Below are 17,831 nucleotides of genomic sequence, written 5' to 3' on the forward strand. Positions count from 1 at the left end.
GGGCAGATTTATTTAGATACAAACAGCCCAGCACTTTACGCTTGCCAAAGGAAGTGGATCAACTGGTCAAAACCTGGATGGGCGCCCCGTCGCGGCAATCCTTGAACGCGACGGGAGCATCCTCAGGGATCAATGAATGATCTGGCTCAGGAACAACCGCGTACGGTCGCTTTGCGGGCGATCGAAGAAGTCGTCCGGCGCGGCCTGTTCAACGATCTCGCCCTTGTCCATGAAAATCACCCGGTTGGCCACGGTCCGCGCAAAGCCCATTTCGTGGGTTACGCACAGCATGGTCATGCCGTCTTCGGCCAGGCCGATCATGGTGTCGAGCACTTCCTTCACCATTTCCGGGTCCAGCGCGGAGGTCGGCTCGTCGAACAGCATGATCTTGGGTTTCATGCACAATGCGCGGGCAATGGCCACCCGTTGCTGCTGGCCACCGGAAAGCTGCCCGGGGAACTTGTGCGCCTGCTCCGGAATGCGCACGCGCTCCAGGTAATGCATGGCGATTTCCTCGGCTTGACGCTTTGGCATCTTGCGTACCCACATGGGCGCCAGGGTGCAGTTCTGCAGGATGGTCAGGTGTGGGAAAAGGTTGAAGTGCTGGAACACCATGCCCACTTCCCGACGGATCGCCTCGATCTGCTTAAGGTCGTTGGTCAGCTCTACGCCATCCACCACTATGCTGCCCTGCTGGTGTTCTTCCAGCCGGTTGATGCAGCGGATGGTGGTCGATTTGCCCGAACCCGATGGGCCGCACAGCACGATACGCTCGCCCTGGCGCACGTTGAGGTTGATGTCCTTGAGCACGTGGAACTGGCCGTACCACTTGTTCACACCGGTCATGCGAATAATGCCTTCAGCGCCGGCGGGTTGCTTGATGGGGTCGTTCATGTTCTCTCCTGACGCTTAGCGCTTGTGACCGGTGTCCAGCTTGTGCTCCAGGTGTATGGAGTAGCGGGACATGCCGAAACAGAAAATCCAGAACACCAGGGCGGCGAATACATAGCCCTCGGTGGCCATACCGAGCCATTTGGGATCGGCGGCGGCTTGCTTGACGCTGTTGAGCAGGTCGAACAGGCCAATGATGATGACAAGGCTGGTGTCCTTGAACAGCGCAATGAAGGTGTTCACCAGGCCGGGAATCACCAGCTTGAGCGCCTGCGGGAGCACCACCAGGCCCATGCTGCGCCAGTAGCCCAGGCCCATGGCGGAAGCGGCTTCGTACTGGCCCTTGGGGATAGCCTGCATGCCACCGCGCACAACCTCGGCCACATAGGCGGACTGGAACAGGATCACCCCGATCAGCGCTCGCAGCAGCTTGTCGAAGTTCATGCCTTCGGGCAGGAACAACGGCAGCATCACCGAAGACATGAACAGCACGGTAATCAGGGGCACGCCGCGCCAGAACTCGATGAAGGTCACGCACACCACCTTCACCGCCGGCATCTTGGAGCGCCGGCCCAGGGCGAGGATGATGCCCAGCGGCAAGGCGCCGGCGATGCCGACCGTGGCAATCACCAGCGTAAGCATCAGGCCGCCCCACTGGCTGGTAGGCACAGTAGCCAGGCCGAATACACCGCCGTGCAACAGGCACCAGGCAATGATCGGGTACAGGATCAGGAAGGCGATCCCGTACTTGACCTTTTTCGGCACCTTGGGAATGAACAGTGGCGCCGCCCCGATCACGGCCAGCCACACCGTGAGGTCTACGCGCCAGCGCAGTGCTGAAGGGTAGTAGCCATACATGAACTGGCCAATGCGCTGTTCGATGAACACCCAGCACGCGCCGGCCTTGGTGCAGTCTTCGCGAACGGTGCCCACCCAGTTGGCATCGAAGATCGCCCAGCTAAGCACAGGCGGCACAATCAGCCAGATGAGGTACAGGGCAAGCAGCGTGAGCAGGGTATTGAACCAGCCGGAAAACAGGTTGGCGCGCATCCAGGCGACGGCACCCACGGCTTTCACGGGTGGCGGCTGGTCGGGCTTGAAAACATGAGTAGTCATATGCAGGTCCCTATCGCTCGATCAGCGCGATGCGCTTGTTGTACCAGTTCATCAGCAGCGAAATGCTGATGCTGATAGCCAGGTACACGCTCATGGTGATGGCGATGACTTCGATGGCCTGGCCGGTCTGGTTCAGCACGGTGCCGGCAAACAGCGAGACCATTTCCGGGTAGCCGATACCGGCGGCCAGCGAGGAGTTCTTGGCCAGGTTCAGGAACTGGCTGGTCAATGGAGGAATGATCACCCGCAAGGCTTGAGGAATGATCACCTTGCGCAGCGTAGGGCCATTGCGCAGGCCCAGCGAGCGGGCGGCTTCGGTCTGGCCATGGCTGACCGACTTGATACCCGAGCGCACGATTTCGGCAATGAACGCGGCGGTGTACACCGTGAGCGCCAGGGTAAGCGCCAGCAGCTCCGGGATCATCACCCAGCCGCCCACGAAGTTGAACCCACGCAGGGTGGGGACCTCCCAATGGAAGGGCGCACCGAACACCAGCATGGCGAGGCTGGGGACTACCACGATGATGGCAAGGCCTGTCCAGAACTTGTGAAACGGTTGGCCGGTGGCTTCGAAACGGCGGTTTGCCCAGCGGACCATGGCGAAAATCGCCACCAGTGCGACCACAACGGCAACGGCGAATGCCCAGAAGCCTTCGCCCATCATCGCGCCCGGCATGTTCAGGCCGCGGTTACTGATATAGAAGCTGTCCGCGATGTTGATACCACCGCGAGGGCCTGGCAGCGTAAGAAAGACCGCGAAGTACCAGAAGAGGATCTGCAGCAGCGGCGGGATATTACGGAAAACTTCGATATATACCGTGGCCAGCTTGCTGATCATCCAGTTGTTGGACAACCGAGCCACACCCACCACGAAGCCCAGCAGCGTTGCGAGCACGATGCCTATGAACGTCACCAGCAAGGTGTTGAGCAGGCCAATGAGGAACACGCGCGCATAGGTGTCCGATTCCACATAAGGAATCAGGTGCTGCGCGATACCGAAGCCGGCGCTGCGTTCCAGAAAGCCGAAGCCCGAGGTGATACCGCGGTGCTGCAGGTTGGTCTGGGTGTTGTCGAACAGGTACCAGCCGAGCGAAACCACGGCCACTACAGTGATGATCTGGAATACCCACGCACGCACGCGTGGGTCGGTCAGGGAAAACCGCCCGGTTTTAGCGCTGGGTGCGCCGATGTGTTTTTGCATGAAATGCCCCGGAGTGAAACGGTCGATACAGCGGTCTGGTGCCGAAGGCTGGCTGGAAATGCCAAGGCAGGCGCTGCCGCGAATTCATCGCGTCCTGCGCCTGCCCTGATTTGCATCCTGCCTTCGCTACGCCGGCCATCGAGCGCCGGCGTACGGCGATCAACGCACTGGAGGTGCGTACATGATCCCGCCGTTGTTCCACAGTGCGTTCATGCCACGGTCGATCTCAAGCGAACCCTTGCCCAGGTTCTTCTCGAAGATCTCGCCGTAGTTACCCACTTGTTTGACGATCTGCACTACCCAGTCCTTCGGCAGGCCGAGGTCCTTGCCGTATTCGCCGTCAGCGCCGAGCAAACGGGCAACGTCCGGGTTTTTGGTCGACTTGGCCTGCTCTTCCACGTTCTTGGAGGTAACGCCAGCTTCCTCGGCGTTGAGCATCGCGAAGAGGCTCCACTTGACCACGTTCAGCCATTCGTCGTCGCCCTTGCGGACAACCGGGCCCAGGGGCTCCTTGGAAATGGTTTCCGGCAGCACGATGAAGTCAGCCTTGGTGGCCAGCTTGGAGCGCTGTGCGTACAGCTGGGACTTGTCGGAGGTAAGTACGTCGCAGCGGCCGCTTTCCAGCGACTTGGCCGATTCGTCGGAGGTGTCGAAGGTGATCGGGGTGTACTTCAGGCCGTTGGAGCGGAAGTAGTCCGAAACGTTGAGCTCGGTGGTGGTACCGGCCTGGATGCAGATGGTCGCGCCATCCAGTTCCTTGGCGCTTTTCACGCCCAGCTTGTTGTTCACCAGGAAGCCAACGCCGTCGTAGTAGGTCACACCGGCGAAGATCATGCCCATGCCCGCGTCGCGGGAGCTGGTCCAGGTAGTGTTGCGCGACAGTACGTCGATTTCGCCGGACTGCAGCGCGGTGAAGCGCTCCTTGGCGTTCAGCTGGCTGAACTTGACCTTGCTGGCATCGCCAAACACGGCGGCAGCAACGGCGCGGCACACATCGGCGTCGATACCCTTGATCACGCCAGTGGAGTCAGGCACCGAAAAGCCCGGCAAGCCGTCGCTCACGCCGCACTGGACGAAGCCTTTTTTCTTTACGCCGTCCAGGGTGGCCCCTGCCTGAGCAAACCCGCTGGCACCGAACAGGGCCGCGGTGGTCAGTACTGCCAGGGTGGATTTCAACATCTTCATTCAAACCTCCAATGGGCTCTTGTTGTGTCCGAGCTAGTGTTACCCGCACCTTTGTGAGGCGACCTCAACCCGTGCTGGCTTCGTTTTGGGTCGAGCGGGGTAACCTGCAAGTGCGTGGAAAAGCGCTCGTGCCTGCGACGGAGCCGGAACGCCGGATACTTTGCCCGGCACGCCAGCCCCTTCCCCCAACCGCAGGTGTTACCGGTAGCGGGCGCGTCTTCGTTCGCACCATAGGTTTAGCAAAGCGCGTACCATACCGCCACGCATAAGCGATTCAGTTAGCGTCAAGCAGGAAAGTTTCACCCACGCGACGTTTTGTTAGCAAAATGCCACAACCCGCCCCGAAAGCACGCACTCTTTCGAATCAACCCGCACCAAAAAGGAGCGCCGATGAGCGAAACCCTGATCCTTGAGCCCACCCAACCCGCCGACGCCTGTGTAATCTGGTTGCACGGATTGGGGGCAGACCGCTTCGATTTTCAGCCTGTAGCAGAGCTGCTTCAGCAGGTTTTGCCTGCTACACGCTTCGTGCTGCCCCAAGCGCCTGTGCAAGCGGTGACGATCAATGGCGGCTATATGATGCCCAGTTGGTATGACATCCTGGCCATGAGCCCGGCACGGGCCATCAATCGCGACCAACTGGACGCCTCCGCCACGACCGTTCTCGCCTTGATGGACGATGAGAACGCCAAAGGCATCGCCGATGAACGCATCGTGCTGGCCGGCTTTTCCCAAGGCGGCGCGGTGGTACTGCACACGGCGTTCGTTGAACGGTCCCGCCCCTTGGCTGGCGTGATGGCGTTGTCGACCTATGCCCCGAGCTTCGGCGATGTACTTCCGTTGACGACCGTTCAGCAGGCCATTCCTGTGCTGAACCTGCATGGCACCCAGGATGGCGTGGTCATCCGGGAAATGGGCCGCGCAGCTTATGACCGGCTACAGGATGCAGGCGTGACGGCGACCTGGAAGGAATACCCGATGGAGCACGCAGTGATCGAAGCCGAAATCCGCGACATCGCGGCCTGGCTGAAGGCCCGACTGGGTTAAGCCCGCCCGAGCGCGGCACTACGCCGCGCCCGATTCTTGCATTACACTGCCAGCGAACCATTCCTTACAATCAATGACGAGATGACCGTGCTCAAAGCACTCAAGAAAATGTTCGGCAAAAGCGAGGCTGAGCCACTCGCCGCCGCGCCCGCTTCGCCCGCAGAGATTCATACGCCTCGCCCTTCCGCCGCCTCCGCCCCTGCGCCCAAGCCGTCACGGGCACCACGCGCCACCGAGGCGCCGGCGCGTGAAGCTGCCGCCACCACTGCCGAACGCCCGCGCCGCGAACGCAAACCAGCGCCCAAGCCCAAGCCGGTAGTGCAATGGAAACCCGAGGATTTTCAGGTCGAGCCCCAAGAAGGCAAAACTCGCTTCCATGACTTCCCCCTGCGTGCAGAACTGATGCACGCCATCCATGACCTGGGTTTCCCCTACTGCACGCCGATCCAGGCCCAGGTACTCGGGTATACGCTCAAGGGCCGCGACGCCATCGGCCGAGCGCAAACCGGTACCGGTAAAACCGCGGCCTTTCTGATTTCAACCATTAGCCAGCTACTGCAAACGCCGCCGCCAGCCGAGCGCTACATGGGCGAACCGCGGGCGCTGATCATCGCGCCTACCCGCGAGTTGGTGGTGCAGATCGCCAAGGATGCCGCCGAGCTCACCCGCTATATCGGGCTGAACGTGATGACCTTCGTGGGCGGGATGGATTTCGACAAGCAGCTCAAGCAGCTCGAGTCCCGCTATTGCGACATTCTGGTGGCAACTCCCGGCCGCCTGCTGGATTTCAACCAGCGTGGCGAAGTGCACTTGGACATGGTCGAAGTGATGGTGCTGGACGAAGCCGATCGCATGCTCGACATGGGCTTTATCCCTCAGGTTCGCCAGATCATCCGGCAGACCCCACCCAAGAGCGAACGCCAGACACTGCTGTTCTCTGCCACATTCACCGAAGACGTGATGAACCTGGCGCGCCAGTGGACGGTAGACCCGGCCATTGTCGAGATCGAGCCCGAACAGGTCGCCAGCGACACCGTGGAACAGCACGTGTACGCCGTGGCTGGCAGCGACAAGTACAAGCTGCTGTACAACCTGATCAACAGCGAAGGCTGGGACCGGGTGATGGTGTTCGCCAACCGCAAGGACGAAGTGCGCCGCATCGAGGAACGCCTGGTACGCGATGGCGTGAACGCCGCGCAGCTGTCCGGGGACGTGCCTCAGCACAAGCGCATCAAAACCCTTGAAGCCTTCCGCGCAGGCCAGGTGAAAGTGCTGGTTGCGACCGACGTGGCCGGTCGTGGGATTCACATCGAAGGCATCAGCCACGTGATCAACTTCACCCTGCCCGAAGACCCGGACGACTACGTGCACCGCATCGGCCGAACCGGCCGCGCAGGCACCAGCGGCATCTCCGTGAGCTTTGCCGGTGAGGACGACAGCTATCAGCTGCCAGGGATCGAAGCGCTGCTCGGCCGGAAGATCAGCTGCGAAATGCCGCCGGAGACCTTGCTAAAGCCGGTACCGCGTCGCGGCTGAACGGTGTTCAGGGCAAAAGCCGAAACTTGTAGGAAGCGGGCGAAGCTCGCGAATAGCATTTTCGCGAGCTTCGCGAGCTTCGCCCGCTTCCTACAGGTGCCTGGTGCCAACGGTCATCATCCAAGCCAGAAGCCCAGCCTGGGCCTCCTGAGGGTCACCACCGCTCGGCGGCTTGCTGGTCGCTGTGGCGGCCTTCCACCCAGCGGGGGCCGTCGGGGGTGGTTTCCCGTTTCCAGAACGGCGCGCGGGTTTTCAGGTAGTCCATGATGAATTCGCAGGCCTCGAACGCGGCTTGCCGATGGGCGCTGGCGCAGGCCACGAACACGATGGGCTCTCCCGGGGGCAAGTCGCCCACCCGGTGAATCACCTCCACGTTCAACAGTGGCCAACGCTCCCGCGCCTCTTGCTCGATGCTACCCAGCGCCTTTTCGGTCATGCCCGGGTAATGCTCCAGAAACAACCTGGCAACGTCCTTGCCGTCGTTGAAATCCCGCACATAGCCGGTGAAGCTCACCACCGCCCCTATGCCCAGCTGGCGCTGGTGTACCGCGTTGAGTTCCAGGCCCGGGTCGAAGGCCGTGGGCAACACACGAATGGCCATCTCAGCCCCCGGTCACGGTGGGGAAAAAGGCTACCTCATCACCGTCTTGCAACGGCTCTGCAAGGCTGCACAGCTCCTCATTACGGGCGCACATGAGGTTAGCCTCGGCCAGCACGTCATGCCCGCCCTGGTTGACCAGAAAGGCCCGAAGCGCTTCGAGAGTAGGAAACTCCCCCTCGACCTGTTCACAGTCGCGGCCCAGGGCTTCGCGGAACCTCGCGAAATACAGCACGTTCAGTTTCATAGCGGTGCCGCCTGGAAATCCCCGCTTTTGCCACCGCGCTTTTCAAGCAGCCGCACCGCTTCGATTACCATGCCCTTGTCCACGGCCTTGCACATGTCGTAGATGGTCAGCGCGGCGACACTGGCAGCCGTCAGCGCTTCCATTTCCACGCCGGTCTGGCCTGCCAGCTTGCAGCGGGCCCGGATCAGCACGGTGTCGGCGCCCTCCCCGCTCAGCTCTACCTTCACGCTGGTGAGCATCAGAGGGTGGCAGAGGGGAATGAGGTCGCTGGTTTTCTTCGCAGCCTGTATGCCAGCAATGCGGGCTACGGCGAATACATCGCCTTTGGGGTGAGCGCCGTCGACGATCATCTGCAGGGTGCCCGGCTGCATGCGCACGCGGGCCTCGGCGGTGGCCTCGCGCTCGGTGACGGCCTTGGCGGTGACGTCCACCATATTGGCGCGGCCGTGGGAATCCAGGTGGGTGAGCATGGGCCCGCTCCTTCGAAAAACAGGCCGCCAGTGTAACGCAAAAGGCCCCGCGGCAAGCCACTGGGGCTTGGCGCGGGGCCTCTTGTTAACCTGGTTCCCGGGCCTGGCTGGATGGCCGACCCGGTTCCTGCAGTTACTGAGTGATGGACTTCACGGAGACACCAACCGGGGTAGCGCTGGAGCGGCCGTAGATGTCTTCGAAGCGCTCGATGTCGTCTTCGCCCAGGTAGCTGCCCGATTGAACTTCGATCAGTTCGAGCGGGATCTTGCCCGGGTTGCGCAGGCGGTGAACCGAGGCGATCGGGATATAGGTCGACTGGTTCTCGGTCAGCAGGAACACGTTCTCGTCGCAGGTCACTTCGGCGGTACCGGATACCACGATCCAGTGCTCGGCGCGGTGGTGGTGCATCTGCAGCGACAGGCACGCGCCCGGCTTGACGGTGATGTGCTTGACCTGGAAGCGGCCGCCCTGGTCCACTGAGTCGTACGAGCCCCATGGGCGGTACACTTCACAATGGTTCTGGGTTTCGCTGCGGCCCATGTCGTTCAGGGTGGCAACCATGTTCTTCACGCCCTGGACCTTGTCCTTGTGGGCAATCATCATGGCGTCGCGGGTTTCTACCACCACGATGTTTTCCAGGCCGATCACCGACACCAGCTTGCCATTGCCGTGGATCATGCAGTTGCGGCTGTCCTGGATGACTACGTCGCCCTTGGTGACGTTGCCGTTGGCGTCCTTGGCGTGAACTTCCCACAGGGAGTTCCAGCAGCCTACGTCGCTCCAGCCAGCAGTCAGCGGCACCACGCAGGCGCGCTGGGTTTTTTCCATCACGGCGTAGTCGATGGAGTTGTCCGGGCAGCAGGCGAAGCTGGCTTCTTCGATCTCGATGTTGTCGCCATCACGCTTGCTGCGCTCAAGGGTGAGCAGGCAGTTGTCGTAGATGTCCGGATCGTGCTTTTTCAGCTCTTCCAGGAAGCGGCTGGCGCGGAACAGGAACATGCCGCTGTTCCAGAAGTAACCGCCTACGTCGACGAACTCCTGGGCGCGTTTTTCGTCCGGCTTCTCAACGAAGTGGGACACGCGGCTCACGCCTTCCGGCAGCAGGGCGTCGTTGGTGGATTTGATGTAGCCGTAGCCGGTTTCCGGGCGGGTTGCCGGCACACCGAACAGCACCATCTCGCCACGCTCGGCAGCCACAGTGGCCAGGGCCAGGGCGCGTTGCAGGGCTTTCTGGTCTTCGATCACGTGGTCGGCTGGCAGCACCAGCATCAGGTCGTCACGGCCTTCGTTGACCAGCTTCATCGCGGCCAGCGCTACGGCTGGGGCGGTGTTGCGGCCGAAGGGCTCGAGCAGGATGCCTTGGGTTTCCAGCTTGAGGGCCGACAGTTGTTCGTTGACGATGAACTTGTGGTCCTTGTTGCAGACCACCAATGGCTTATCCATGCCTTCGAACACCAGACGTTCCAGGGTTTGCTGGAAGAGCGTGTGCTCACCCGTCAGCGCCAGGAATTGCTTCGGGAACTGCTTGCGCGAAAGCGGCCAGAGACGGGAGCCGCTACCACCTGACAAGATCACCGGAATCATAGTGTTTCTCCAAGAATTACGTAATGAGATGACTGTGTTGTTCTACCGCTTCGTCTACTTGTTGTTCCATGCCGGCCGCCGTGCTGGCGGCCGCGCAACCCCCGCGATCAGCGGGTGGAAACAGGGCGCTTGACCCATACAGGGTTCAAGCTGCTGCCTTGGCCGGTTACATACAGGACCGTGGCGTCGCCGCGCTCCAGCGTGACCGCTGGAAGGTCCTTGACCTTGGTGGCGCCGTCGAACAGCGCGAACGTAACTTTGACCGGGTTGATTTCACGGTCGCCGCTGGCGTTAGGAGCAACGGCTGGAATCACTTCCTTGCCATCGGCGGTTTTCAGCGCGAGCGGCTTGTCGCTCAGGTTTTGCACGCGCACCAGGGCTTTCTGCTTGTTGTTGAACGCTTTCTCTTCAACCAGTTTGGAAGTGCCGGAAGCGCTCTTCACGATGGTGTAGTAATGGTCACCGGCCAGGTTTACCGGCAGGCTTTCGCTACCCAGCTTGGCGGTGTACTGGCCGCCTGGCATGAACTCGAAATCGTTGCTCCCCAGCGGGGCGATTTCCGACGGCTTGCCGGTACCGATGGTGGAAGTCACTTCCTGGTTGCTGGCGTTATATACCCGTACAAATGCAGAGCCTTTGGGCGCGGTTGGACCGTACAGCGCGCCGTCACCGGCCGCGAAGGCCTGGGTGGACAACAGACCAAACCCTACGGCCAGTGCACAGGCCTTGGCGATACGGGAAGTACGAAGGGCAGTCTTCAAAGTCTTTGCGGTCATGTGCGTTCCTCTCGGCTGATATGAAACGTGCGCCGTTTATTTAAAATTTTCAGTTGTTCTGGCCTACAGCCAGATTCTGATTGCTGTCTTGAGTTTTCTTCAGTTCCGCGACCCACGCAGGGTCGAAGCCGCTGAGATCATTCTTCATCGGCAAGTAACGCTCAGGGAATTCCCAAACGAGAACTTGCGGTGGGTTATTCTTGAAGCCGTCGCTCTGCAAGTATTTGAGCATCGGCAAGATCGGACCATGGCCTTCCTCGGCATAGTTCACGACATCGCTGTGCAACGACTCGCGCAGTGCGCCCAGGAAGTTCCAGTGCGGGTTGGCGCTGTAGCTCGTACCTACCAGGCCCACCGGAACTTCGGCATCACTGAAGAGGGCATCCTCGCTCTCCACAGCGCCTTCGACAGCGCGAGTTGTCTTTTGTTGCAAACTATCTGGCTGCGGAAGCAAATTTGTGAACAGCGGGTCGAGCGGCAGGAAAGATGTGAGGTCACCTTTGTACGGCTTGGGCTGCTCTGCCTCGGTTACATATTGAACCGGGGTAGTATTAATTGGCGAATGTGCCGAAATAGCGGCGCCAATATTACGTGCCACAACTTCCGCGCCCAGCGGTGTCCAGTGCGTATCAGTGCGCAGGAACACTTGCCCGGTTGGCTTGGCCTGCTGTAGCGGCGTCATCAAATCCGGAGCAAAGATGCCGGCCTGCTGCGCTTGCGCATGGAACTGTTCATACAGGTCCTTGTGCATGCTGGCAGGCTGAGTGTCGCCGAAGTGCTCTGGATACAAGCGGGCTTTGGCAGGAATGATTGCCATCACCAGCTTGATACCTTGTTGTTGCAAACGGTCGCGCACGCCACGGATCAGCTCGAAGTTTTCTTTCTCGATCTGATCCCCGTTGGCGACCGGCTTGAACTCTTCGTCAGTGAACAGCCACTGGTCCTTGCCCAGCACTACCCCCGGGCGGCCTTCATTGAACAGCTTGTAGTCCACTGCCGCCCACAGGTTGGTGCCCAGGCGCTTGATCGGAAACTCCTCGTCGTAGTGAGTTTCCACGGCTTTGGTCAGCTTGCCATTAAGGAAGGTCATTTGGGCCGTTCGCTCGAAGCTGCCGAACGACACCAGAGACCAGAGCCCCATCAGCACCAGAATGCCGAAGAAGATTGCGATGTAGAGAATGCGTAATGAACGTGTCATGGGCGGCTCGCTCAGAACTGGAAGTAAAGGAAAGGCGAGAAGCTCTGCGCCGACAGCTTCAGGATCGAAGCCACGAACAACAGCAGAACCAGCGTACGCATGAGATAGCGCGGCCAGTCAGCGACCCAGTACGCCGCTTGCACCTGGTGCCCCGCCGAATGCGCCTGCACGATGGCGGGCTGGTCGCCCGGTACAGCCTTGATCTGGCCAGGTTGCGCGGTGGCGGGGCCATTGGCCTCGACGCTGGCTTGCTGGGCAGCGGCTTTCTGGGCGCGGGCGTTGATCGGCGCGTAATAGAAGTCACGCAGGCCAAAGAAGGCCATGGTGATGTAAGCGACGATCAAGGTAGCGACTTGCAGGCCGGTGAGGCTGGCGCTGTTGAGCTCGGACAGTTGCCATTCGCCGAAGCTGAACATGGCGTGATACATGCGCATGGCGACATGCATGTTTTCTGCGCGGAAGATCACCCAGCCCAGTACCACCAGCAGGAAGGTGAAGATCCACTTGATCGGATTGAAACGGCGAGGCGCGGCATCGGTACCCAGCGCGCGTTCGATGGCCAGCCACAGGCCGTGCCACATGCCCCAGATGATGTAGGTGAAGTTCGCCCCGTGCCACAGGCCACCGAGCAGCATGGTGAGGAACAGGTTGCGATAGGTGGCAAAGGTGCCGCCACGGTTACCGCCCAGGGTGATGTAGAGGTAATCACGCAGCCAGGTGGACAGGCTGATGTGCCAGCGCCGCCAGAACTCGGTAATCGACTGGCTGATATACGGCTGCTTGAAGTTCTCCATGAAGCGGAAGCCCATCATCAGGCCCAGGCCGATGGCCATGTCGCTATAACCGGAGAAGTCGAAGTACAGCTGCGCGGTGTACGCCAGCGCACCCAGCCAGGCATCGCCCGTGGTGGGGTCTGACAGCGCGAAGGAATGGTCTGCCACCACCGCAATGGTGTCGGCGATGAACACCTTCTTGATAAAGCCCTGCATGAAACGTGTCGCACCCTCGGAGAATTTATCCAGGGTGTGCGTGCGGTGGTTGAACTGGTCCACCAGGTCCTTGAAACGCAGCACGGGGCCGGCGATCAAGTGCGGGAAAATAGCCACGAACGCCGCGAAGTCGATCAGGTTGCGGGTGGCCGGGGTATCGCCGCGGTACACGTCGATGATGTAGCTGATGGACTCGAACGTATAGAACGAGATACCGATCGGCAAAATGATGTGCGTGAGGATGAACGGCTCAAGACCGAACGAGGTGATGATTTCGTTCAGGCTGTCCACGCCGAAATTGGCGTACTTGAAGTAGCCCAGCACGATTAGGTCTACCCCGACGCCCAGCAGCAGCCAGCGCTGAGAGGTTTTCGTTCGCACGCCGTTGGCGCCGATGCGAAGGCCAATGAAATAGTTCCACAGCGTCACGGCTGCGAACAGCGCGAGGAAGTCGACGCGCCACCAGGCGTAGAACACATAGCTCGCCACCAGCAGCAGCAAGTTGCGATAGCGCGTTCCGCTCAGATAGTACAAGCCGAAGAAGATCGGCATGAACAGGAACAGGAACACGTTGGATGAGAAAACCATCCCGATCTCTCCTTGTTTTTCCTACACTGGGAGCCGCTATAGCCCCCCCATACCCCCCCGGCCGAAGCCAAGGGGAAAGTGCGAAGGGGGCAGACGCCTTAACTGCCCCCTCCCGCATTCACGCGACCAACCAGGCCTGTCAGAGCCCGTCGTCGTCGTTGTCACCCTTGCCGCCCTTCTCCCCTTTTTCATGTTGAGGGTCGAACGTGCGGGTCAGGTCGCCGCCGAGGCGGAAGGTCTTGAACGGTTCCATCTGCCGCTTGCGCGCGATGGTGTCCGGGGTGCAGTCATAGAGCGTGCAGTAGGGTTCGAGCCAGGCATACTTGCTGTCGATCTTCAGATCGGTCATGTCCTGGGTTTCGCCGTTTTTCTGCGCGAACTCTTGCGGCTCCTTCGAGCCTTCCAATACCCGGTCACCCAGGCGCTTGAGCGCGCCGTTGTTTTCAGGGCGCAGGTCCACACCGTTGGCCTGGGCGAAACTGGCGATCATGGCCAGCGGCGGCAAGGCGTAGTTGTGATAGGCCAGCGCGCGCTGCTTGCGCTTGAGTTCGTTTGGCAGGAAGCCCTGGTTGTCCACCTGGCTGGCGGCCACCTTGAACTCCTTCACCGACCAATCGAACAGGTCGCGCCGGTTGGTGACGATGGACGTCGCCATCACCGACCAGGCTGCCCAATAGGAGTGGTTGTTGATCTGCTCCAGCGGCAGGTTGCTCCAGTCGCTCACCACCTGATCGGCCATGCGGCTGAACCAGGCTTCGATCTTCTGGGTTTGCGCCTCGTGGCCTTGCAACGGGTGAGACTCGGAGAACTTGAGCCGCAGGTACGAGGACGACATGCTGCCCAGTGCCCACTTGCGCATGGATTTGCCGGTGTGGTTGAAGTCTTTCGACATCAGCGCATTGGCGTCCGCCCAGGTGCCCAGCCACTGCAGCGTGCAGTCCAGCTCGGCCGGCTTGCCGTCGCGCATGAACTGCATCACCTGTTTGCTGATACCACGCTCCAGCGTGGTGATCGGCTTGGTGGCATCACGGAAGGCTTCTTCCGAATCCTTGTTCAAGGTGGCCCGGGCCTTGTCCGAACCTTCGTACTTGCTGCGGAATTGCAGCGAGCCGGTGAACGGGGCCGGCACTGCCGGGCACTCGAAATCTCCGCCTTTCCCTGGCTTCTCGATGCCCTGGTAGTATCCCTGAGGTGGCACCAGGCCCGCGGCGTGCGCCGCGGAGCCGAACATGGCAAGGCCCAGCAAGGCCGGCGCCAGCAAGCGGCGAGCGGCCCGGGGGGTAAGACGAGAAGTCAACATATGCATTCAGCCCTCAGAGCCCGACTTGTGCGTTGCGCGTGGCAACACCGGGGAACACGTTGCGTTTGCAAAGCTTCGCTTCAACTTTCTGGGGCCCGGCCTTGGCGTCTTCCGGCCCGTGGATTTCCACGGCCAGCAGGTTCATCTTCGGCCAGTCCTCGTCATCGCGCAGTTCGAAAGCGAAGCGCCCATCCGTATCGGAAGTGGTCGGTTTCTCGATCTTGATGTCCTCGTGGCGGCCGTTCATGTACCACAGCGTTGCCTTGAGGTCTTTTACCGAAGGGTCGGCGAACTTGATGTCAACCTGATGATTCCAGTTTTCCAGGTCCTTGATGCCGTTCTGGCCGTTCACCAGCAGTTCGGTGGTCTGGTTAGGCTTGACCACGCCACTGGCTGCGAGCTCCGCTGGCTTGCCTTCGCAGCCATTGCCCATCAGCGCCATCATCTGGCGGTAGATGGTTTCCTGGTCCAGCGGGTACAGCGGGGAGAATTCCCACACCAGGATCTTCGGCGGCTTCTTCTGGAACTCTTCGCTGCCCAGGTATTCGAGCATCGAGCCTTCGAAACCACCGCCCGGGAAGGCTACGTTCAGCACGTCGGCACCGCTGTACTGCTGCAGGAAGCCCGCGAAGTTGTAGTTCTTGCCGCTGTGGCTGGTACCCACCAGGGTCACGTCCGGGCTGGCGGTGTCGCCGAACAGGTCGCCGTCGCCGGCCTCGCCCTTGGGCTCGGTGGTGAAGGTGTCCATGTACTGGATCGCATAGCTGCTGTTGCACAGCTGGCCGGCCATGTTCTGCAGGGTGCCGGTCTTGCCCATGCGCCCGGAAACCTTGGTCTCGTACTCTTTCTTTGGAATGCTGGCGTAGCCCGGCACCTTCTTCATGGTTTCGGCCACGATCTTCGCGGTGCGCTCGGCGCCATACGGCGTCCAGTGCTGGTCACCACGGAAGTAGAAGTCATGCGCCTGTTGCTCGTTGGTGAGCGGCGACAGGTCCGGCACGTGGTAGCCCATGGCCTGGAAGCGGCCCAGCATGTCTTTGTAGTTCTTCAGCGCGGTGTTGTAGTCGAAGCGCTCGCGGTCAGCCGGCAGCATGTGCGCGCGGTCTACCAGGCCACGGGTGGGCTGGTACACGATCACCACTTCCACGCCGCGGGCCTTGAAGGCGTCGTGCAGTTCTTTCATGCGACGGTAGCCTTCGGGCGACGTTTTGAACTCGGTGCGCAGGTCTTCCACGGTACGGAACAGCCAGTCACCCTCCCCCTTGATCAGGGTGGTGAAGTTCTTCTGGTACCGGGTTACGTAGTTGCGTGCATCGGCCGCGGCCGGGCACAGCTGGCAGCAGGGCTGCGCGGTAAACGTCGGCGGCTGCACCTCGGCGGCCTGCGCGCTCCCTGCGGCATACAGGGCGGCGGCCAGGCCTGACAGGCTGAGCAGCTTGATCAAATGTGAATGCATGGAAATGGTCCTTAATCCTGCGCCATGTCTGTCTGTTTCTCGACCGGGTCGATCAACACTGCTTTTTTCTGGCGAATCAGCAGGTCCAGAATTTCGGTTTGATGATCACCCAGGATCCCGGTCAGGCTGATGCCACCCTGCTTGGTAGGGGCCAGCATCGCTACGCGATACAGCTCGATACTCAGCGGGGAGTCGATCGCCAGCGGGTTGGTGCCGTTACCGGACAGCTCGCCGCCAACCACGATCATCGACACTTCGGCGTCGAAGGGGTCCAGGGCGATGTCGCGGTCGGTATCGCTGAGGTCCTTGATGTGGCCGTATACGCCAGTCAGCCCGTTGCCCATCGCCATGTTTTCGTACAGGCGGATGTTGGTGCTGTTGCGCACACGGATGCCGTGGCGCTTGTTGGCCACCAGCTTGTTGCCCCACAGCAGGTTGTCCCCGCTCTCGTACAAGGTGATACCGTCGGTGTGGTTCTGGTAGATCTCGTTGTAAGCCACCAGGTTGCCCACGCTGTTACGGTCAAGCACCACGCCCGAGAGGTGGTTGTCGTAGCTGCGATTGTTGATGATGAAGCTGTCGTTCACTTCCCGCGAAACGATGATCCCGTGCTTCTTCTTCGTCCCGTACACCGTGTTGTCGGCAATGATCAGCCCGTGCGAACGGTCGTGGGGGTCGATGCCGTAGATGATGTTGTCGTGGTAGGTGTTGCTCTTCACCACGAAGCCCTGGGTTTCGTAGCAGTAGTAGCCGTACCACATGTCCGAGAAGGTGGAGCCGATGATCCAGCCGGTAGGTTCGCTACGGCCCATCTGCACCTTCATGCTCGGGGTGTACTGGGAAATACTCACACCGTAGGACTTACTCTCGTTGTAACCGAAGCTTTTCATTTCGGTATTGACGATGTAGGTCTCGGTGCCGCCCCAGCTCACCAGGAACGGACGGAACTCATCCTTTTCCTTGAACCAGGCCTGGTCGTTCTTCGCTTCGCTCCAGCCGGTCACCTTGGTATCGAAGGTGAACAGCTTGCCGTCGTTGACGATGAACGAACCACCGTCCTGGGACAGGCGCAGCTCTTTCACGCGGCCGTCGATCTCAAGGGTGCCCTTGTGAGCGACCACGATCGGGACCCGTGCCAACCACACGCCTGGCGAAGTTTCGCGCAGGTATTGCTTGGGTACGGTTTTGCCCAGGTCGGCGAAGTTGACGTAGCCGTCATCGATGAAGATGGCCTGCGGAATACCGCGCTGCTTGCCAACCCACGCCATCATCTTGTTGTCACCGCCGATGAACGCCTTGAGCGGAAGCTCCTGCATCATACGGCGCATGCTTACCTTGCCCTTCTTGCTGCGGTCGACCTTGGCATGCGCGGCCTGGGCGGTATAACCGCTCAGGTCGGGCAGCTTGGGCGGCGCCAGGTCCAGGGGCTCGGTGGGCGCGCTGGCCACGCTGTAGTTCTGCGCGGCCTGCAGCTCCTTGGTGGTACCGGCTTTCACCACCGCCTGGGTCGCAGGCGCGGTGGCGGCCAGGGCGGAGCCACCGGCGATCAGCAGTGCTCCGGCCAGCACAGCGACTGGCCAGGCGTGCTTGCGCACCTGCGGCCGCACCTTGCTGTATGAATGCTTCATCTCATTGCACTCCCTTGGCG

At 60.8% G+C, this 17,831-nt stretch carries 16 protein-coding genes; 2 read left to right on the plus strand and 14 right to left on the minus strand.

What is annotated here, in order from left to right; translation table 11 throughout:
* Positions 1 to 129 precede the first annotated feature (129 nt).
* From LG385_RS16960 to LG385_RS16975, 4 genes are all read right to left on the minus strand, one after another.
* Positions 130 to 894, minus strand: coding sequence for an amino acid ABC transporter ATP-binding protein (locus tag LG385_RS16960; protein WP_181117097.1), 765 nt, complete (start codon positions 892 to 894; stop codon positions 130 to 132).
* Between the two features lie 15 nt (positions 895 to 909).
* Positions 910 to 2,007, minus strand: a complete 1,098-nt coding sequence (locus LG385_RS16965) for an amino acid ABC transporter permease (protein ID WP_181117096.1) — start codon at positions 2,005 to 2,007, stop codon at positions 910 to 912.
* Between the two features lie 10 nt (positions 2,008 to 2,017).
* Positions 2,018 to 3,208, minus strand: coding sequence for an amino acid ABC transporter permease (locus LG385_RS16970; RefSeq protein WP_225775210.1), 1,191 nt, complete (start codon positions 3,206 to 3,208; stop codon positions 2,018 to 2,020).
* 159 nt (positions 3,209 to 3,367) lie between these two features.
* On the minus strand, positions 3,368 to 4,393 hold the full coding sequence (locus LG385_RS16975; protein ID WP_181117094.1) for an amino acid ABC transporter substrate-binding protein: 1,026 nt from the start codon (positions 4,391 to 4,393) through the stop codon (positions 3,368 to 3,370).
* Between the two features lie 390 nt (positions 4,394 to 4,783).
* Between LG385_RS16975 and LG385_RS16980 the strand changes: the two genes are divergently transcribed.
* Both LG385_RS16980 and rhlB read left to right on the plus strand, forming a co-directional pair.
* A complete protein-coding gene (locus LG385_RS16980) occupies positions 4,784 to 5,440 on the plus strand; it encodes an alpha/beta hydrolase (RefSeq protein ID WP_225775211.1) in 657 nt (218 codons plus the stop codon).
* Between the two features lie 81 nt (positions 5,441 to 5,521).
* Positions 5,522 to 6,976 carry an ATP-dependent RNA helicase RhlB gene (rhlB, locus tag LG385_RS16985; protein ID WP_413247332.1) on the plus strand — a complete coding sequence of 485 codons (1,455 nt, stop codon included), beginning with the start codon at positions 5,522 to 5,524 and terminating at the stop codon, positions 6,974 to 6,976.
* A gap of 154 nt (positions 6,977 to 7,130) precedes the next feature.
* On the opposite strand, the gene moaE is transcribed toward rhlB, so the two are convergent.
* From moaE to algG, 10 genes are all read right to left on the minus strand, one after another.
* On the minus strand, positions 7,131 to 7,577 hold the full coding sequence (moaE, locus tag LG385_RS16990) for a molybdopterin synthase catalytic subunit MoaE (RefSeq protein WP_225775213.1): 447 nt from the start codon (positions 7,575 to 7,577) through the stop codon (positions 7,131 to 7,133).
* 1 nt (position 7,578) lies between these two features.
* On the minus strand, positions 7,579 to 7,821 hold the full coding sequence (locus LG385_RS16995; RefSeq protein WP_225775214.1) for a MoaD/ThiS family protein: 243 nt from the start codon (positions 7,819 to 7,821) through the stop codon (positions 7,579 to 7,581).
* Positions 7,818 to 8,291, minus strand: coding sequence for a cyclic pyranopterin monophosphate synthase MoaC (gene moaC, locus LG385_RS17000; RefSeq protein ID WP_181121840.1), 474 nt, complete (start codon positions 8,289 to 8,291; stop codon positions 7,818 to 7,820). The genes LG385_RS16995 and moaC overlap by 4 nt, the downstream gene beginning before the upstream one ends.
* A gap of 133 nt (positions 8,292 to 8,424) precedes the next feature.
* Positions 8,425 to 9,876 (minus strand): mannose-1-phosphate guanylyltransferase/mannose-6-phosphate isomerase, encoded by a 1,452-nt coding sequence (locus LG385_RS17005; RefSeq protein WP_181117088.1) that lies wholly within the window; start codon positions 9,874 to 9,876, stop codon positions 8,425 to 8,427.
* A 107-nt stretch (positions 9,877 to 9,983) separates the two neighbouring features.
* Entirely contained in the window at positions 9,984 to 10,652 is a 669-nt protein-coding gene (locus LG385_RS17010) for an alginate O-acetyltransferase AlgF (RefSeq protein ID WP_225775215.1), read from the minus strand.
* Positions 10,653 to 10,701: 49 nt separating this feature from the next.
* On the minus strand, positions 10,702 to 11,850 hold the full coding sequence (locus LG385_RS17015; RefSeq protein WP_225775216.1) for an alginate O-acetyltransferase: 1,149 nt from the start codon (positions 11,848 to 11,850) through the stop codon (positions 10,702 to 10,704).
* 11 nt (positions 11,851 to 11,861) lie between these two features.
* Entirely contained in the window at positions 11,862 to 13,427 is a 1,566-nt protein-coding gene (locus tag LG385_RS17020) for an MBOAT family O-acyltransferase (RefSeq protein ID WP_225775217.1), read from the minus strand.
* A 139-nt stretch (positions 13,428 to 13,566) separates the two neighbouring features.
* Positions 13,567 to 14,727, minus strand: coding sequence for a mannuronate-specific alginate lyase (locus LG385_RS17025; RefSeq protein WP_225775218.1), 1,161 nt, complete (start codon positions 14,725 to 14,727; stop codon positions 13,567 to 13,569).
* A 13-nt stretch (positions 14,728 to 14,740) separates the two neighbouring features.
* Complete coding sequence (locus tag LG385_RS17030; protein ID WP_225775219.1) at positions 14,741 to 16,183, minus strand: alginate O-acetyltransferase; 1,443 nt, start codon at positions 16,181 to 16,183, stop codon at positions 14,741 to 14,743.
* Positions 16,184 to 16,194: 11 nt separating this feature from the next.
* Entirely contained in the window at positions 16,195 to 17,811 is a 1,617-nt protein-coding gene (algG, locus tag LG385_RS17035) for a mannuronan 5-epimerase AlgG (protein ID WP_225775220.1), read from the minus strand.
* Between the last annotated feature and the right edge of the window lie 20 nt (positions 17,812 to 17,831).

This window comes from Pseudomonas sp. Marseille-Q5115 (assembly GCF_916618905.1).
Taxonomy (GTDB): Bacteria; Pseudomonadota; Gammaproteobacteria; order Pseudomonadales; family Pseudomonadaceae; genus Aquipseudomonas; species Aquipseudomonas japonica_A.

Bases quoted from the DNA above. Each gene is read 5' to 3' on its own strand.
- LG385_RS16960 (WP_181117097.1), bottom strand. From the start codon at position 894: ATGAACGACCCCATCAAGCAACCCGCCGGCGCTGAAGGCATTATTCGC.
- LG385_RS16965 (WP_181117096.1), bottom strand. From the start codon at position 2,007: ATGACTACTCATGTTTTCAAGCCCGACCAGCCGCCACCCGTGAAAGCC.
- LG385_RS16970 (WP_225775210.1), bottom strand. From the start codon at position 3,208: ATGCAAAAACACATCGGCGCACCCAGCGCTAAAACCGGGCGGTTTTCC.
- LG385_RS16975 (WP_181117094.1), bottom strand. From the start codon at position 4,393: ATGAAGATGTTGAAATCCACCCTGGCAGTACTGACCACCGCGGCCCTG.
- LG385_RS16980 (WP_225775211.1), top strand. From the start codon at position 4,784: ATGAGCGAAACCCTGATCCTTGAGCCCACCCAACCCGCCGACGCCTGT.
- rhlB (WP_413247332.1), top strand. From the start codon at position 5,522: ATGACCGTGCTCAAAGCACTCAAGAAAATGTTCGGCAAAAGCGAGGCT.
- moaE (WP_225775213.1), bottom strand. From the start codon at position 7,577: ATGGCCATTCGTGTGTTGCCCACGGCCTTCGACCCGGGCCTGGAACTC.
- LG385_RS16995 (WP_225775214.1), bottom strand. From the start codon at position 7,821: ATGAAACTGAACGTGCTGTATTTCGCGAGGTTCCGCGAAGCCCTGGGC.
- moaC (WP_181121840.1), bottom strand. From the start codon at position 8,291: ATGCTCACCCACCTGGATTCCCACGGCCGCGCCAATATGGTGGACGTC.
- LG385_RS17005 (WP_181117088.1), bottom strand. From the start codon at position 9,876: ATGATTCCGGTGATCTTGTCAGGTGGTAGCGGCTCCCGTCTCTGGCCG.
- LG385_RS17010 (WP_225775215.1), bottom strand. From the start codon at position 10,652: ATGACCGCAAAGACTTTGAAGACTGCCCTTCGTACTTCCCGTATCGCC.
- LG385_RS17015 (WP_225775216.1), bottom strand. From the start codon at position 11,850: ATGACACGTTCATTACGCATTCTCTACATCGCAATCTTCTTCGGCATT.
- LG385_RS17020 (WP_225775217.1), bottom strand. From the start codon at position 13,427: ATGGTTTTCTCATCCAACGTGTTCCTGTTCCTGTTCATGCCGATCTTC.
- LG385_RS17025 (WP_225775218.1), bottom strand. From the start codon at position 14,727: ATGTTGACTTCTCGTCTTACCCCCCGGGCCGCTCGCCGCTTGCTGGCG.
- LG385_RS17030 (WP_225775219.1), bottom strand. From the start codon at position 16,183: ATGCATTCACATTTGATCAAGCTGCTCAGCCTGTCAGGCCTGGCCGCC.
- algG (WP_225775220.1), bottom strand. From the start codon at position 17,811: ATGAAGCATTCATACAGCAAGGTGCGGCCGCAGGTGCGCAAGCACGCC.